Here is a 16,884-nt window from a genome sequence, read left to right on the forward strand (position 1 = left end):
GCAGCACCGACATCTTCGCGAGACCCAACCAAGAAGGGCATCACCATGGCAGAGAAGCAGAGCATCCTGGGCCGCATCGCCCAGCTCACCAAGGCCAACATCAACTCGATCCTGGACCGCGCCGAGGACCCGCAGAAGATGCTGGACCAGCTCGTGCGCGACTACACCTCCTCGATCGCCGAGGCGGAGGACGCCGTGGCGGTCACCATCGGTAACCTGCGCCTGGCCGAGCAGGACCACGCCGCCGACATCTCCGACGCCCGCGACTGGGGCCAGAAGGCGCTCGCCGCCTCCTCGAAGGCGGAGCAGCTGCGCGGCGCCGGCGACGCGGGCGAGGCCGCCCGCTTCGACAACCTCGCCAAGATCGCCATCGGCAAGCAGATCAGCGCCGAGAACGAGGCCCGGGCCGCCGAGCCGATGATCGCGTCCCAGAACGAGGTCGTCGAGAAGCTCAAGGTCGGCCTGCAGCAGATGCGGGGCAAGCTCGACGACCTCAAGGGCCGACGGGACCAGCTCGTCGCCCGCGCCAAGATGGCCGACGCGCAGGGCAGGGTGCAGGGCGCCATCGCCTCCATCAACGTCATGGACCCCACGAGCGAGATCGCCCGCTACGAGGAGCAGGTGCGCCGCGAGGAGGCCCGCGTGGCCGGTCACGCCGAGCTCCAGGGCGCCACGCTCGAGGCGCAGTTCGCCGAGCTCGAGGACTACGGCAAGGACGCCGAGGTCGAGGCGCGGCTCGCGGCGCTGAAGGGCGGCGCGGCCCCGCAGCAGATCGGCGCCTCGGTCGGCGCGGACGAGGATGCCGCCGTGGGCACCGACGAGGGGTCGGCGAACCTCGCGGCGGAGGAGGACAAGACGCGGTACTGAGCCTCGGCCCCAGCACCGCCCCAGTCCCGGCACCGAGGAGGCCCTGCCGCACTCTCCGTATCAGGAGAGTGCGGCAGGGCCTTCGTCGTGCGGGAACGCGTGGCGGGCAATGCGGGACGTGTGAGCCGAGCCCTGGCCGGGCGCGTCCAGCGGGCGTCCACGCGCCGGGCGCAATGGGGTGGCGGGATCGAACACGACGCCGCGCTCGCTCGAGGAGCCACCGTCCGCGCGAGCGCGTGGCCGGCCCTGCGGGGCGCCGGCGCCACCGGCGTGCCTGCCGGCCCCTCGCGTAGAGCCGCGCTACTCCAGGACACCGCTCAGGACGACGTCCGGGCGACCGGTGGGCGCGCCCGCGTCGATCCAGCGTGCCAGGCATTCCGGCTCGAACAGCTCGTCGATCGCCATGAACGCCGCCCCCGTGAGCCCTGCGTTGTTGCTCAAGGGCGAGTGGGCGATGCGTAGCTCGCGCGTGGCGAGGGGCAACGAGCGCCCGTAGATCGTCTGCCGGATGGCGGCGAGGACGAGGTCTCCCGCGGTACCTCCCGTGACAGCCCCCCCGACGATGATCAGCGAGGGGTTGAAGAAGTTCACCAGTGCCGCGAGCATCCGGCCGATCTGCTGGCCGGCACGGGTCAGGAGCTCGACGCTCACCGGATCACCGTGCTCCGCGGCGACGGCGACGTCCGCGACCGAGAGACGTCCGCCGGGCTGCGCCAGCCGCGCCAGGATCGGGCTGCGCCCCTCGTGCGCCGCCGCGGTCGCATCCCGGACGAGCGCGAACCCGCCAGCGAGGGCCTCGAGGCAGCCCACGTTGCCGCAGCGGCAGATGACCGAGGCGTCGTCCGTCATGGCGACGTGCCCCACGTCGCCGGCGCTGCCCTGCGCCCCACGGTGCAACCTGCCACCGGAGATCAGACCCGCGCCGATGCCGGTGCCGACCTTCAGGAAGACGATGTCACGCTCGGAGTCGGCGAGCCCGCCGCGGAACTCGCCGAGGGCCATGAGGTTGACGTCGTTGTCCACCCACACCGGCACGTCGTAGCGGGCGGCAAGCCTGTCACGCACCGCGTAACCGTCCCACCCGGGCATGATCGGCGGCGCGACAGGACGTCCGGTGGCGAACTCGACCGGTCCGGGAAGGCCGATGCCGATGCCCCAGACGGGCGGTGCGTCCGACGGCCGTGCGGCGATCATGTCGTCGAACACCCCCTCGACGTGGGCGAGCGTGGCGTCGGGCCCGTCCGAGACGTCGATCTGTTCCTGACGCTGAGCGAGCAGTCGCCCCTCGAGATCACTGAGACCGATGTTGAGTGTGGTCGCCCCCAGCTCCGCGACGAGGAGATTGCCCGCGTGTGACCGGAACCGCAGCTCGCGCGGGGCCCGGCCCCCCGTGGAGGCACCCAGGGGGCCCTCCTCGATGAGTCGGGCCTCGATCAGCTGGGTGAGTCGCTGCGTCGTGGCCGTCCGCCCGAGGCCTGACAGCCGTGCAACTCCCGGCCGCGTGCTGGCACGGCCGTCGCGGATCAGGTCGAGGACCGCCGTCAACGTGTTGAGCTTCTCCGGGACCACCGCCGGTGCCAGTACCGCCATGGTCATCCCTCCCGGGGTATAGGCGTCCCTCCGATTCGGCCTCATCCTAGGTGTTGACCTTCTGTACGCGGTAGACGTAACGTCTGTCGTGTTGCACATAAGTGGCCTCCGATCCCCCCAACGGTGTGAGGTCGAGATGAGTCCCCGGTTGCGCTCCAGCACCCTCGCCGGCTCCATGGCTGCGGTCCACGCGCCGGCCATGCCGGCCGGTCACCCACCAAGCGGCCCGCCCACCTTCTCCGACGGCCCGCGCGCCGCCGCTCTCGCCGACGCCGTTCTCGCCCCTGCCCGGCACGGCTCGCGCGCCGAAGTCGCCGCACCGGCGACCCCACGCTCCCCAGCTACGGGTTCCGGGCACCACACCCGTACATCCCCCCGCTGACGCAAGGAAAACCATGGTTGAGATGATGACGGCCATCCGGTTGCACGCCCCGGGCGACCTGCGCGTGGACGAGGTGCCTGTGCCGGATCCCGGCCCTGCGGAAGTTCTCGTCAGGGTCCATCGGTGCGGCATCTGCGGCACGGACCTGCACATCGCGAAGGGCAACTTCCCGGCACCGAATCTCCCGCTGACCCTCGGGCACGAGTTCTCCGGCACCGTCGCGGCGCTGGGGAACCAGGTGCGTGACATCGAGATCGGCGACCCCGTCGTCGTCGACATCAACACCTCCTGCGGACACTGCTACTTCTGCACACGCGGGCAGAAGCTGTTCTGCAAACGGGTCGCGCAGCTGGGCGTGCACACCGCGGGGGGCCTCGCCGAGTACGTCCTCGCACCGGCGAGCAACCTCCACAAGCTGCCCGGGACCGTCTCGCTCGACCAGGCGGCCTACGTCGAGCCTCTCGCATGCGCCGTCCACGGGCAGGACCGCATCGGCATCCGCTCGGGTGACCGGGTCCTCATCATCGGCGGCGGCCCGATGGGCCTCGCCCACACCACGCTCTCCCGGCTGCAGGGCGCCTCCGAGGTCATCGTCTCCGAGCCCGACCCGGCACGGCGCGAACGTGCCACGCGCCTGGGCGCCGACCACGTCATCGACCCGTTCGCCGCATCCCTCACCGAGACGCTCGCCGAGCTCACGGAAGACATCGGCCCCGACGTCGTCATCGAGGCGGTGGGCAGCATCCCCACCTACGAGACCGCGGTCTCGGCCGTACGCCGCGGCGGGAAGATCCTCGCCTACGGCGCGGCCCCGCAGGACGCCCAGATGTCCCTGCGGCCCTTCGACGTCTACTCCAAGGAGCTCACGCTCGTCGGCTCCTACGCCGGCACGTACGACACCTGGCCCCGGGCCATCGCGCTGCTCGCCGGCGGACGCTTCGACCCCTCCCTCATCGTCGACTCGCTCCGACCGCTGAGCGAGGCGGCCGACGCCATCCGGGCGCTCGAGCACGACCGCTCCACCGTCAAGGTCCACATCCAGGTCACACCCGCGAAGGGAAGCCCGTCATGACCCGCACCTCCCGCCCCTCGCTGCGCCGTCGGCTGGCCGCCGCGACGGCCTCGCTCCTCGCCGGATCCCTCGCACTGGCCGGCTGCGCGGCCGGCGGCGGTGGCGGCGGGGACCAGAACTCCGGCGGGAAGGGCACGCTCCACGCCATCTTCCTGCCGGCCGACTGGGGCACCATCGTCAAGAACGACCTCGCCCCGCAGTACGAGAAGGAGACCGGCGTCAAGGTGGACGTCCAGCTGATCGGCCGCGATGCCATCCACGAGAAGATGGCCACGCTCTTCGCCGCCGGTGACTCCAGCTTCGACATATTCAACGTCGACTACAACTGGATACCCGAGTTCGGTCGGGCGGGTCACCTCGTGCCGCTCGACGACGTCCTGACCGCCGAGGACAAGGCGGACTTCCTTCCCCTCGCGCTGCAGGTCGGGACGTGGGACGGACAGCTGCTCGGTGTCCCGCAGACCATTCACCCCGCCCTGCTGTGGTACCGCGCCGACCTCTACAACGACCCTCAGACGCAGGCCGACTACCAGGCCGCCACCGGCAAGCAGCTGACACCGCCTGCGACGATGGACGACTGGCAGCAGCAGGTCCAGTTCTTCAACGGCCGCACCTTCAAGGGCACGAAGCTGTCCGGCTGGGCGGCGCAGGCCGCGAAGGGCTTCGGAAACGTGCACACCTGGCTCAGCTTCTGCTACACGTACCAGTGCCAGCCGTTCAACAAGGACTTCACCCAGTCCACGTTGTCCACCCCCGAAGGCATCGCCGCCACCCAGCGCTGGGCCGACATGATGAAGTTCATGCCGGAGGGCGCCAACCAGTTCACCTACGACAACGTCACCGCGGCCGCACAGCAGGGCACCATCGCGACGGCGATCCAGTGGTCCTGGGGCGCGTTCGCCGTTGACGACGCGAAGTCCTCCAAGACCGTGGGCGACTGGGAGTTCACCACCATCCCGACGGGCCCGACGGGGACCAGCAGCTCCCACCTGGCGGAGTGGACCATCACGGTCTCGAAGTACTCCAAGCACGCCGACGCGGCGAAGAAGTTCGTCGCGTGGCTCGAGACCAAGAAGAACGACGTGTACCAGGCCGACCACGGTGGCGGGGACCCGGTCCGGCAGTCCAGCTACCAGGACCCGCAGCTGACGGAGCAGAAGCTCCCGAACTCCGACGTGCTCCGCTTCCGTCGCCTGCCCGTGGTCCTCGAGGCCATGAAGACCGCTCAGCCGCGCCCGTTCTTCCCGCTGGAGGAGCAGTGGGAGACGACCCTGAGCACCCAGCTCAGCGCCATCTCCACGGGCCAGGTCTCGGTCCAGGACGGCCTGAAGACCGCCGACCAGGGCGTCGCCCAGATCCTCCAGCAGTGACGGCGAGGAAGCCCACCATGTCCGACACCTCCGTGAGCCTTCGCGCGCCGGCGTCCACCACGACGCCGGCGGCCCGGGCGCAACGCCCCCGGGGCCGCCTCGGGCCGCGCTGGGCCATGATCCCCGGCCTCGTCGTCCTCGCCGCCCTGTCCATCTATCCCGCGCTCTACTCGATCTACATCTCGTTGTTCCGGTGGAACCTGCAGGACCCCACGAACCGGCCCTTCGTCGGGCTGCGGAACTACGCGTCCCTGCTCACCGACGCCTCCTTCTGGCACGCCCTGCAGGTCACCGCCGTCTTCGTCGTGTGCTCGGTGGCGCTCGAGTTCGTGCTCGCCTTCGGGCTCGCCCTGGTGTTCTTCCGCGGCCTGCCGGGCGAGAAGCTCATGCGCGGCCTGATCCTGCTGCCGATGCTGTGCGCCCCGGTCGTCATGGGCCTCCTGGCCAAGTTCACCCTCGACCCGTCGTTCGGCATCGTGAACCAGATTCTCGGGGCCGTGGGCATCCCTCACGTCGACTTCCTCGGCAGCACCTCCCTCGCCCTGCCCACGATCATCGCGATCGACGTGTGGCAGTGGACGCCGTTCCTGTTCCTCATCTTCCTGGCGGGCATGCAGGGTCTGCCCGAGGAGGTCATCGAGGCCTCCAAGCTCGACGGCGCCTCCTGGCCGCGCATCGTCTGGCACCAGTTCTTCCCGCTCCTGCGCTACCCGATACTCGTCGGCCTGGCCCTGCGCCTCATCGACACGTTCCGGGTGTACGACGTGATCTTCATGACCACCCGCGGCGGCCCGGTGGACGCGACCTCGACGATGTCGTGGCAGATCTACGACGTCGGGTTCCGCTCGTTCAACCTGTCCTACGCGGCGGCCTTCTCGTGGCTGCTGCTCATCATCGTTCTCGTCTGCGTCAGCGCCATGATCCGCCGCATCGTCAATCACGAGTCCGGAGCCTGAGCCATGACCACCGCCCCGACCGTCACCGCCGCCACCACACCAGCGCCGGCAGCCCGGGCGCGCCGCAAGCGGTCGCGCTCCACCGCGGTGCGCATGGTGATCGCCGTCGCGGCGACCTTCTTCTTCGTCGCCCCGATCTACTGGATGGTCGCGACGGCGTTCAAGACGGGGAACCAGGCGTTCGCCGCGCATCCGGTGCTGATCTTCACCCCCACGCTGGAGAACTTCCGCGGGGTCCTCGCCGGCAGCGCGTTCGGCTACGCGGTCATCAACAGCATCCAGGTCTCGGTCCTGTCGTCGTTGTTCGCCGTGATGCTCGGTTCCGGGATCGCCTACCCGCTGGCCCGGTTCCCGTTCCGGGGGGACAAGCACGTCAGGACCTGGATCATCTCGCTGCGCATCGTGCCGCCCGTGGTCACGATCATCCCGCTGTTCCTCATGATGCGGGCGGTCGGCCTCACCGGGACCCTGACGTCGATCATCATCCTGCACACCTTCATGAACCTGCCCCTGGCGGTGTGGCTGCTCCAGGGCTTCTACGCCGACGTGCCCAAGGAGATCGAGGAGGCGGCCCACATCGACGGCCTGGGCCCCCTGGGCGGGTTCCTGCGCATCGTGCTTCCCCTGGCGATGCCGGGTGTCGCATCAACGTTGCTGCTCAGCTTCGTCTTCTCCTGGAACGAGTTCCTCTTCGCGAACATCCTCTCCGGCGCGAACACCCGCACCGCCACCGTCGCGCTGACCGAGTTCACCACCCCTGTCGGCACCGACTGGGTGCGCATCATGGCGGCCGGCGTCGTCGTCGCCGTCCCCGTGTGGCTCGCCGCGCTCGCCGCGCAGAAGTACCTGGTCCGCGGGCTCAGCTTCGGCGCTGTGAAATGACGCCGCCACCCCCGCACACATCCACCCCCGCAACACCCACCCGCGAGGAAGCCATGGCCGACGACCGGTTCCGTTACTCCTACAACTCACTGGTCTACTACGAGGAGGACACGGCGACGTCCGTGGACCGCGTGGCACGGTTCGGCTACGACGCGATCGAGATCGTCGGCGAGCCCAGCAGGATCGACGCCAAGCAGGTCGCCAGGCTGACGAAGGGCGCGGGCATCGGCGTGAGCAGCATCTGCTCCATCTACACCGCCGATCGTGACCTCGTCCACCCCGACCCCGACTCGCGCCGGGCCGCGATCCGGTACGTCAAGGACCTCGTCGACTTCGCCGCGACCATGGAGTGCCCCACCGTCGTGCTCCATCCCACCGCCAACGGCAAGACGCAGCCGCTCGCCGACCCCGCCGAGGAGTGGAAGTGGGCCGTCGAGAGCATCCGCACCGTGGGCGAGTACGCCGCGGGGCGTGGCGTCAGCTTCTCCCTCGAGGCCTGGAACCGCTACGAGACCTACTTCGTGAACCGCCTCGAGCAGGCACGCCGGCTGTGGAAGGAGACCGAGCTGACCAACGGCGGCGTGCAGGGCGACACCTTCCACATGAACATCGAGGAGGTCTCGATCCCCGACGCGTTCCGCGCGAGCGAGGGCGTCCTGCAGCACGTCCACCTCGCCGACGCCGACCGGACCGCCCCGGGCGGCGCGCACATCGACTTCGAGCCCATCCTCGAGGCGCTGCTGGACATCGGCTACGACAAGTACGTGGCCTTCGAGCTCCTTCCCGCCATGGCGGACCCGTTCGCCTCCGGGCGCCACGAGGAGTTCTTCGACCGCTACACCGAGCGCGCGATCCGGTACCTGCGCGCCGTCGAGGACCAGGTCCGTACGCGCCGCGAGCTGGCCGGGAGGGCATGAGATGGGCGCGGAACGCACCATCCCGCTCGGACTGAGCACCTTCGTCCTCGCCTCGCCCTTCTCCGACACGGACGTCGGCCTGTTCGAGAAGGTCCGGGGCTTCGGGTACGACCAGGTCGAGGTCTGCATCGAGGACCCCGCCGTCCTCACCGCCCGCACGGTCCAGCGGGCCGCGGCCGACCAGGGCCTGGGCGTGCTGGTCTGCGGGGCCTTCGGGCCGGACCGGGACGTCTCCAGCGACGACCCGGCGCGCCGCCGGGGCGGCCTGGACTACCTCCGCCAGTGCGTCGACTTCGCCGCCGAGGTGGGCAGCCCATGGGTGAGCGGCCCGATGTATGCCACGACCGGGCAGGCGCGCATGCTGGAACCGGCGGAGCGCCGGGCGCAGTGGGACCGTGCGGTCGAGAGCCTGCGGGAGGTCGGCGGGCTCGCCCGTGGGTCGGGGGTCGGCCTCGCGATCGAACCGCTGAATCGCTTCGAGACGGACCTGGTCAACACGGTGGAGCAGGGGGTGCGGCTCTGCCGCGACATCGGTCGGGACAACGTGGGCCTCATGCTCGACACGTTTCACATGAACATCGAGGAGCGGCACCTTCCCGACGCCATCCGAGCGGCGGCCCCGCACGTCTTCCACTTCCAGGCCTCCGAGAACGACCGGGGCACCCCCGGCTCGGGACACACCGACTGGGACGGCGTGGTCCGGGCGCTCCGGGACATCGACTACGCCGGCAGCGTCGTGGTGGAGTCGTTCCTCCCCACGGTCAAGGAGATTGCGCGCGCCGTGTCCCTGTGGCGACCGGTCGCGGAGTCCATGGACGCTCTGGCCGAGGACTCGGTGACGTTCCTGCAGCCCCTGCTTCGCGCCGGCGGCTCCTGAGGGGGAACGGGTTCGGCCCCCGACCGCCGCCGTCGCACGCGGCCGGCGCGGCGCCGCCGGACGCATGATCGCCTCCCCTCCCTTGCCGCCGAGAGGTCAAGTACTCGCCACGAGAGACCGTCTCCTCACGCTGCGAGTACTTGACCTCTCGGCGAGGTGGGGGAAGAGGCTGCGCGGTCCGTTCAGCGGGCGCTGAACGCGGCGTCGAAGGCCGACGTCGGCTGCTCGAACGCCATCCGCCGGATGAACGCCAGCGCCTCCGGGGCGCCGACCAGCCGGTCCATCCCGGCGTCCTCCCACTCCACGGAGATCGGGCCGTCGTAGTCGATGGTGTTGAGCATGCGGAAGGAGTCCTCCCAGGGCACGTCCCCGCGCCCGGTGGAGACGAAGTCCCAGCCGCGGCGGGGGTCCCCCCAGGGCAGGTGGGAGCCGAGGCGCCCGTTGCGCCCGTTGCCCACGCGGCGCTTCGCGTCCTTGCAGTCCACGTGGTAGATCCGGTCCTTGAAGTCCCACATGAAGCCGACCGTGTCGAGGTCCTGCCACACGAAGTGGCTGGGGTCCCAGTTCAGGCCGAAGGCCTCGCGGTGCCCGATGGCCTCGAGCGTGCGCACCGTGGTCCAGTAGTCGTAGGCGATCTCGGAGGGGTGGACCTCGTGGGCGAAACGCACGCCCACCTCGTCGAAGACGTCGAGGATCGGGTTCCACCGGTCGGCGAAGTCCTGGTAGCCGGCGTCGATCCACTCCGCCTTCACCGGCGGGAACATCGCCACGTACTTCCAGATCGACGAGCCGGTGAACCCGACAACCGTCTTGACGCCGAGCCTCGCCGCGGTGCGCGCGGTCAGCTTCATCTCCTCCGCGGCGCGCCGGCGGACCCCCTCGGGGTCGCCGTCGCCCCACACCACGTCCGGGAGCATGTCGCGGTGGCGCGCGTCGATCGGGTCGTCGCACACCGCCTGGCCCTTGAGGTGGTTCGAGATCGCGTAGACCTTCAGGCCGTGGCGGTCGAGCAGGTCCAGCTTGCCCTGGATGTAGTCGTCGTCCTCCGCGCCCCGCCAGGGGTCCAGGTGGTCGCCCCAGCAGGCGATCTCGAGCCCGTCGTAGCCCCACCCGGAGGCCAGCCGGGCCACCTCCTCCAGTGGCAGGTCCGCCCACTGACCGGTGAACAACGTGACGGGTCGTGCCATGGCTGTCTCCTCATTGGGTGAGGTCGGGTTCGGCTGCGTCGCCGGACCCGACGGCGGTTCCACCGGCGGTCGCCGATCCACTGACACTCCCGGCGGCGGCCCGGGCGGCGGTGGACCCCGCGGGGGTGCCCGCGTCGTCGTCCGCACGGACCTGGGTGAACACGCTGGACGCGGCGGCGGAGCGTTCGACGGCGTCGAGGACCCGCTGCACGGCCAGCCCGTCCTCGAAGGACGGCGTGGGCTGCTCCCCCGCGGCGAGCGCCCCCACGAGGTCGACCACCTGGTGCGTGAAGGCGTGCTCGTACCCGAGGCCGTGGCCGGCGGGCCACCACGCCCCGACATAGGGGTGGACCGGCTCGGTGACGACGATGCGCCGGAAGCCGGCCGTCAGGTCCTCGTCCACGGCGTCGAAGTACTGCAGGACGTTCATGTCCTCGAAGTCGAACGCGACGGCGCCCAGTGAGCCGGTCACCTCGATCCGCATGGCGTTCTTGCGACCCCACGCGAACCGGGTGGCCTCGAAGACGGCCGGGGCGCCGCCGCTGAGCCGGGCGAGGAATGAGGCGGCGTCGTCGACGGTGACGGGCCCCCGCTCGGTGCCGGCGGTGCCGTGCAGGCCGTCGGAGCTCTCGGCCACCGGCCGCTCGTGGACGAAGGTGTCGAGCATCGCGGAGACACCCACCACCCGCTGCCCGGTGATGAACTGCGCGAGGTCGACGATGTGGGCGCCGATGTCCCCCAGCGCCCCCGAGCCCGCCTGCTCCTTGTCGAGGCGCCAGGAGAGCGGGGCGTCGGGGTCCGCGAGCCAGTCCTGCAGGTACTGGGCGCGGACCTGGCGGATCGTGCCGAGGCGCCCGTCGGCGACCAGCTGCCGGGCCAGCGCCACCGCCGGCACCCGGCGGTAGCTGAAGCCCACCATGGCGCGGACGCCCGACGGCGCCGCCGCCCGGGCCGCCGCGGCCATCGCCTCCGCCTCGGCGAGGGTGTTGGCCATGGGCTTCTCGACAAGCACGTGCTTGCCGGCCTCCAGCGCGGCGACGGCGATCTCGGCGTGCGTGCTGCCGGGTGAGCAGATGTCCACCAGGCCGACGTCGTCGCGCTCGAGGACCCGGCGCCAGTCGGTCTCGGCGTCGGCCCAGCCCAGCCGGGCCGCGGCCGCCGCCGCCCGGGCGCCGTCCCGCCCGACCAGGACGGTCATCTCCGGCGTCATGGGCAGGTCGAAGAAGCGGGGGGCCACCCGCCACGCCTGGGAGTGGGCGCGCCCCATGAAGGCGTACCCGATCATCGCCACCCCGAGCCTGCGTCGTTCCTCGCTCATCGGACCACTCCTCGTTCGTTGTTCCGGCGGGCCGGCCGGCAGGCGCGGGCCCGGCCCGCGGGGCCGCGGCGCGCCGTCTGGCCCGGGTCAGGACTCGAAGGCCGCCGGCAGGTACGTGTCGACGTTGTCCTTGGTCACGACGGGCGCGTACAGCTGGACCTTGCGCGGGACCTCGACCTCGACCAGGTCGCCCAGCGCCTTGCCCTGGACCAGCAGGCGGGCCAGCCGGATGCCGTCGGCCGCCTGGGTGGCCGGGTAGATGACCGTGGCCTCGACGACGGAGTCACCGGACTGGATCTCGCGCATCATGTTGGCCGAGCCGGCGCCGCCGACCATGAAGAACTCGTCCCGCCCGGCGTTCTCGATGGCGGCCAGGACGCCCACGCCCTGGTCGTCGTCGTGGTTCCAGATCGCGTCGATCTTCGGCGCGGCCTGGAGCAGGTTCGCCGCGGCGGACTCGCCGCCCTGGACGGTGAAGTCCGCGGCGACCCGGTTGGAGACGTCGAGCCCGCAGTCGGACAGCGCGTCGGCGAAGCCCTTGCTGCGGTCCTGGGTCAGCGGCAGGTTGTCGATGCCGGCGATCTCGGCGACGACGGCGTCGGGCTTGTCCTTCAGCCGGTCGCAGATGTAGGTGCCGGCGCTCACGCCCATGCCGTAGTTGTCGCCGAGCACGGTGGTGCGGGCGGCGAAGGGGCTGGTGAACTCGCGGTCGACGTTGACCACGGTGATGCCGGCGTCCATGGCCTTGGTGGCCACCTCGGTCAGCGCCGCGCCGTCGAAGGGCAGGAGCACGATGGCGTCGACCTTGTCGTTGATGAACGTCTCGATCTGGCTGATCTGGAGGTTGACGTCGTTGGTGCCCTCGGCGACCCGGAGGTCGACGTCGCCGTACTTGTCCGCCTCGGCCTGCGCCGCAGAGGTGATGGCGCCCATCCAGCCGTGGTCGGCGGCCGGTGCCGAGAAGCCGATGGTGACGGTCTTGCCGGTCTCGTCGTTGCCGCCGGCGGGCGCCGAGGCCGCGGCGCCGCCGTTGCTGGTGGGGCTCGCGGCGGGTTCGTTCGAGGTGCAGCCGGCGACCACGACGGCGGCCGCGGCGGCGAGCCCGGCGGTGGCCACGAGGCGACGGCGGAACTGGGGTGCGGACATGACGCTCCTCCTTGAGCGGGCGCCCCGGCGGGTGCCGGTGCGGGGGTGGACGGCGGTGGTGCCGGTGGTGCCGGTGCGGGGGTGGACGGCGGTGGTGCCGGTGGTGCCGGTGCGGGGGTACGGCGGCGCTGGGGCTGGGCGGCGGACAGCAGGTGGGGCGGGGTCAGGTGGCGCGGGCGCGCGTGGCGAAGCGCTGCTGGAGCAGCACCGCGGCGACGATGATCACGCCCTTCGCGACGGACTGCGCGGAGATGGACAGGTTGTTCTGCGTGAAGACGTTGGTGAGCGTGGAGAAGATCAGGACGCCGAAGACGGTGCCGACGATGGTGCCGCGGCCGCCGATGAGGAGCGTCCCGCCGACCACGACGGCGGCGATGGCGTCGAGCTCGTAGAGCTGGCCGTTGGTGGAGGACCCGGCCGTGGTGCGGGCCAGCATCATGACGGCGCCGATGCCGGCAGACAGGCCCGCGAGGGCGTAGAGGTACATGGTGTGGCGCTGGACCTTGATCCCGGCCAGGCGGGCCGCCTCCGGGTTGCCGCCCACGGCCACGGTGCGCCGGCCGAACGTGGTCCGGCCCAGCAGCACCCACCCCGCCACGGCGACCACGACGAAGATCCAGACGAGCACCGGGATGCCGAGCAGGTCCGCGCGGAAAAAGTCCAGGAATGGTCGCACGGTGACGATCTGCGTGCGCCGGTTGGAGATGATCTCGGCGACGCCGCGGGCGGCGACCATCATCGCGAGGGTGGCGATGAACGCCACGACCCTGCCGTACGCAATCAGCACCCCGTTGACCAGCCCTGCCGCCGTGCCCACGATCAGCGCGGTGACCACCATGACGAGCCAGTGGACCTCGGCGGCGTAGGTCTGGGTGGCCAGCGTCGAGGCCCACACCGTCGCCAGGCCCATGACCGAGCCGATCGACAGGTCGATCCCGCCGCCGGTAATCACGAAGGTCATGCCCACGCTCAGCACCCCGATGACGGCGGCCAGGCGCAGGATCGTCATGACGTTGTCGAGGCTGGCGAAGCGCTCCCCGGCGGTGACCACGCCGACCACGCAGAGCAGGACCAGGGCGATGACGAGGCCGAGGTTGCGGCCGAGCCCGAGCCCGCGCCCCCTCGCGCCGCCGCGGGTGGCGCCGGCGCCGCCCGCTGCCCCGCCGGCCGGGGATGCGGTGGCTCCCGGCGCCACCTCGGCGCCCGGCGGGAGCCAGTCGCGGTTGCCGGGCGGCAGGCCGGAGGGCGGCCCGGTGTTCTGCTCGGTCATGAGGGAGCTCCTTCCATGACGAGGTCGAGCACGCCGTGCTCGTCGATCTCGTCGGCCGGGCCGTGGTGGACCACCCGGCCGTCGGAGATGACGAGGACCTGGTCGGCGAGGCCCAGGACCTCCTCGATCTCGCTGGAGACGACCACGACGGCGGCGCCGCGGCGTGCGAGCTCGCGGACGAGCCCGTAGATCTCGGCGCGGGCGCCGACGTCGACGCCGCGCGTGGGCTCGTCCAGCAGCAGGACGGAGCAGCCGTGCACCAGCCACCGCGCCAGCATCGCCTTCTGCTGGTTGCCGCCGGAGAGGGTGCGGGTGCGCCGGTCGGCGTCGCGCGGGGCCACCTCCAGCGCGCGGATCTGCTCCTCGGCGGCGGAGCGCTCGGCCGCCTCGTCGAGGAAGCCGCCGCGGGCGAAGCGCGCGAAGGAGGAGAGCGTGATGTTGCGGTAGACGGGCTCGTCGAGCAGGAGTCCCTGGCTCTTGCGCTCCTCGGGCGCCAGGCCGATCCCGTTCGCCACCGCGTCGGGCACCGAGCCCGGCCGCAGGCCGTGCCCGCGCACCTTCACGCCGCCCGACGTCGCCCGCCGGGCGCCGTAGACCGTCTCGAGGATCTCCGAACGCCCGGCCCCCACGAGGCCGGCGAGCCCGACCACCTCGCCGGCCCGCACGGAGAAGCTCACGTTCGCGAACACACCGGCGAGGCCGAGGTTCTCCACCTCGAGGACGGTCGGCGCGCCGTCGAGGTCCGGGCGCTCCCCGCCGAGGACGCCCTCGAGGGTGCGGCCGGTCATGAGCCGGATCAGCTCCCTGGTGGGGGTGTCGGCCACCGCGAGCCCGGCGGCGACGGTGCGGCCGTCCTTGAGGACCGTGATCCGGTCACCGATCTCGCGGATCTCCTCCAGCCGGTGCGAGATGTAGATGACGGCCACGCCGGCGTCCGCGAGAGAGCGCACCACCCGGAAGAGGTTCTCCACCTCCTCGGGGTCCAGCACGGCGGACGGCTCGTCCATGACGATGACCTTCGCGTCGTGGGACAGCGCCCGTGCCATGGAGACGATCTGCTTCCCGGCCGCGGAGAGCCGCCCGACCTCACGCCCCGGCGGGATCTCGGTGTGCCCGAGGCGGGCGAGCAGCTCGCGGGTGCGCGCATGGGCGTCCCGGCGGCGCAGCAGGCCGCCGGAGGCCAGCTCGTGGCCGAGGTAGATGTTCTCCGCCACGGTGAGCCCGTCGACGACGTCGAGCTCCTGGTACATCGTCGCGATGCCGAGGTGCAGCGCCGCCACGGGCGTCGGGATGGTCACCGGTTCCCCGCGCCAGCGGATCTGGCCGGTGTCGGGCTGGTGCGCGCCGGAGAGGATCTTGATGAGCGTGGACTTCCCGGCGCCGTTCTGGCCGAGCAGGCAGTGCACCTCCCCGGCGCGGATGTCCAGGTCGACGCCGTCGAGCGCGCGGGCGCCGGGGAACGTCTTGACGATCCCGCGCATCTGCAGCAGCGACGCGTCTCCCGTGCGGTCGCCGTTGCGGCGGCCGCCGGTGTCGTTCGCGGCGCGTCCAGCGCCGTCGGCGGGGCCGTCCGCGACGCGTCCAGCGCCGTCCACGACCGCGCGGGCGCCCACGGACTCGCCGGCGCCCGCGACCTCACCGGCGCCCGCGACGTCAAAAGCGCCGGTGGAGCCCTCGTTGGCCATGTGACGAACGTAACAGAGTTACGTCGAGGGTCAAGCAAAAGATGCGTTCTGCACGCCGGACTAAGAGTAGATCCGGCACCGAAGGTGGTTGACTGTGCTCATGAGCGACGCCGCCCCCGCCGCCGCACCGCCGCGTCTGACCGGTGCCGGGGACCTGTTCCAGCTCCTGCGCGACGGCCGGGCGTGGACGCGGTCGCAGATCGCCGCGGACACCGGGCAGGCCCGCTCCACGATCGCCGCGCGCGTCGAGCTGCTGCGTTCCATCGGCCTGGTGGAGCCGGCGGGCGAGGCCACCTCTACCGGGGGGCGTCCCCCGGCGACCTTCCGCTTCAACCCCGCGGTGCGCATGGTCCTCGCGGTGGACCTCGGCGCCGTCCACGCGCGCCTGGCGGTGACGGACCTCGCCGGCACGGTGCTCGCCGAGGTCGACGAGCCGCTCACCATCGCGGCCGGGCCCGAGCACGTCCTGGGCTGGGTGGTCGCGGCCGGGCGGCGCCTGGTCGCGTCCACGGGCCGGCCGGTCGACGAGGTCGTCGCCGTCGGCGTCGGGCTGCCCGGCCCGGTCGAGCACTCCACCGGACGGCCGATCAACCCCCCGATCATGCCGGGCTGGCACGGCTACGACGTCGTGGGGCGCCTGCGCGAGGCGTTCGACGCCCCCGTCCTGGTGGACAACGACGTCAACCTCATGGCGCTCGGCGAGCACACCGCCGTGCTGCCCGACGTCGACGACCTGCTCTTCGTCAAGGTCGCCACGGGGATCGGCGCGGGCATCATCAGCGACGGCGAGCTGCGCCGCGGCGCCCAGGGCGCCGCCGGGGACCTCGGGCACATCAAGGTGCGCGAGGGCCGCCGGCTGCCCTGCCGGTGCGGGAACACCGGGTGCCTGGAAGCCGTCGCGAGCGGCGCCGCCATCGCCGCCGCGCTGCGCGAGGAGGGCCTCGACGCCGCCACCTCCCGGGACGTCGTCGCGCTCGTGCACGCGGGCGACGTCGTCGCCTCGCGTGCGGTGCGCCAGGGCGGCCGCGTGATCGGCGGGGTGCTCGCGGGGTGCGTCAACCTGCTCAACCCCTCCGTCATCGTCATCGGCGGCAACCTGGCCGCCGCCGGCGAGCAGCTCATCGCCGGGATCCGCGAGGTCGTCTACCAGGACTCCCTGCCGCTGGCCACGCAGCACCTGCGCGTCGTCGTCTCGCGCACGCAGGGCCGTGCCGCCGTGCTCGGCGCGAGCGCGATGGCCACCGCCCATGTCCTCAGCCCCGCGGCGATCGACGCCGTCGTCGGCTGAGCGACCATGTCGCGCCCGCTTTTCGGACACGGTCGCGGCCAAGCCGCCCCCGTCGGCGGCATGGCGCCGTCTACGCT

General features: G+C 71.7%; 14 protein-coding genes. 8 read left to right on the top strand and 6 right to left on the bottom strand.

Features of this window, described 5'->3' with window-relative positions; genetic code table 11:
- Window positions 1–45: 45 nt before the first annotated feature.
- Window positions 46–867, top strand: a complete 822-nt coding sequence (locus EJK16_RS16090; protein WP_127131135.1) for a PspA/IM30 family protein — start codon at window positions 46–48, stop codon at window positions 865–867.
- Window positions 868–1,167: 300 nt separating this feature from the next.
- Here the strand turns inward: EJK16_RS16090 and EJK16_RS16095 are convergent, their stop codons facing one another.
- Window positions 1,168–2,457 carry an ROK family protein gene (locus EJK16_RS16095; RefSeq protein ID WP_127131137.1) on the bottom strand — a complete coding sequence of 430 codons (1,290 nt, stop codon included), beginning with the start codon at window positions 2,455–2,457 and terminating at the stop codon, window positions 1,168–1,170.
- Window positions 2,458–2,852: 395 nt separating this feature from the next.
- On the opposite strand from EJK16_RS16095, the gene EJK16_RS16100 reads away from it, so the two are divergent.
- Genes EJK16_RS16100 through EJK16_RS16125 form a run of 6 tightly spaced genes read left to right on the top strand, consistent with a single transcriptional unit; the run spans window position 2,853 to window position 8,913 of the window.
- Window positions 2,853–3,911, top strand: a complete 1,059-nt coding sequence (locus EJK16_RS16100) for a zinc-dependent alcohol dehydrogenase family protein (RefSeq protein WP_127131139.1) — start codon at window positions 2,853–2,855, stop codon at window positions 3,909–3,911.
- Window positions 3,908–5,281 carry an extracellular solute-binding protein gene (locus EJK16_RS16105; RefSeq protein WP_127131141.1) on the top strand — a complete coding sequence of 458 codons (1,374 nt, stop codon included), beginning with the start codon at window positions 3,908–3,910 and terminating at the stop codon, window positions 5,279–5,281. The genes EJK16_RS16100 and EJK16_RS16105 overlap by 4 nt, the downstream gene beginning before the upstream one ends.
- A gap of 17 nt (window positions 5,282–5,298) precedes the next feature.
- Window positions 5,299–6,237, top strand: a complete 939-nt coding sequence (locus EJK16_RS16110; protein WP_127131143.1) for a carbohydrate ABC transporter permease — start codon at window positions 5,299–5,301, stop codon at window positions 6,235–6,237.
- A gap of 3 nt (window positions 6,238–6,240) precedes the next feature.
- Window positions 6,241–7,119 carry a carbohydrate ABC transporter permease gene (locus tag EJK16_RS16115; RefSeq protein ID WP_127131145.1) on the top strand — a complete coding sequence of 293 codons (879 nt, stop codon included), beginning with the start codon at window positions 6,241–6,243 and terminating at the stop codon, window positions 7,117–7,119.
- 53 nt (window positions 7,120–7,172) lie between these two features.
- Window positions 7,173–8,036, top strand: coding sequence for a sugar phosphate isomerase/epimerase family protein (locus EJK16_RS16120; protein WP_127131147.1), 864 nt, complete (start codon window positions 7,173–7,175; stop codon window positions 8,034–8,036).
- A 1-nt stretch (window position 8,037) separates the two neighbouring features.
- Complete coding sequence (locus EJK16_RS16125) at window positions 8,038–8,913, top strand: sugar phosphate isomerase/epimerase (RefSeq protein WP_127131149.1); 876 nt, start codon at window positions 8,038–8,040, stop codon at window positions 8,911–8,913.
- Between the two features lie 182 nt (window positions 8,914–9,095).
- On the opposite strand, the gene EJK16_RS16130 is transcribed toward EJK16_RS16125, so the two are convergent.
- The 5 genes from EJK16_RS16130 to EJK16_RS16150 form a co-directional block, all read right to left on the bottom strand.
- On the bottom strand, window positions 9,096–10,100 hold the full coding sequence (locus tag EJK16_RS16130; protein WP_127131151.1) for a sugar phosphate isomerase/epimerase: 1,005 nt from the start codon (window positions 10,098–10,100) through the stop codon (window positions 9,096–9,098).
- Window positions 10,101–10,110: 10 nt separating this feature from the next.
- On the bottom strand, window positions 10,111–11,418 hold the full coding sequence (locus tag EJK16_RS16135; RefSeq protein WP_205739804.1) for a Gfo/Idh/MocA family protein: 1,308 nt from the start codon (window positions 11,416–11,418) through the stop codon (window positions 10,111–10,113).
- Between the two features lie 87 nt (window positions 11,419–11,505).
- Complete coding sequence (locus EJK16_RS16140; RefSeq protein WP_127131153.1) at window positions 11,506–12,564, bottom strand: substrate-binding domain-containing protein; 1,059 nt, start codon at window positions 12,562–12,564, stop codon at window positions 11,506–11,508.
- A 163-nt stretch (window positions 12,565–12,727) separates the two neighbouring features.
- Entirely contained in the window at window positions 12,728–13,834 is a 1,107-nt protein-coding gene (locus tag EJK16_RS16145) for an ABC transporter permease (protein WP_127131155.1), read from the bottom strand.
- A complete protein-coding gene (locus EJK16_RS16150; RefSeq protein ID WP_205739812.1) occupies window positions 13,831–15,315 on the bottom strand; it encodes a sugar ABC transporter ATP-binding protein in 1,485 nt (494 codons plus the stop codon). The genes EJK16_RS16145 and EJK16_RS16150 overlap by 4 nt, the downstream gene beginning before the upstream one ends.
- A 304-nt stretch (window positions 15,316–15,619) precedes the next feature.
- On the opposite strand from EJK16_RS16150, the gene EJK16_RS16155 reads away from it, so the two are divergent.
- The gene (locus tag EJK16_RS16155) at window positions 15,620–16,807 is read left to right on the top strand and encodes an ROK family protein (protein ID WP_127131157.1); all 1,188 of its coding nucleotides are present in this window, start codon (window positions 15,620–15,622) and stop codon (window positions 16,805–16,807) included.
- Window positions 16,808–16,884: the final 77 nt, after the last annotated feature.

Origin of the sequence: Georgenia sp. SYP-B2076, assembly GCF_003991205.1 — a bacterium.
In the GTDB taxonomy this organism is placed as follows: domain Bacteria; phylum Actinomycetota; class Actinomycetes; order Actinomycetales; family Actinomycetaceae; genus Georgenia.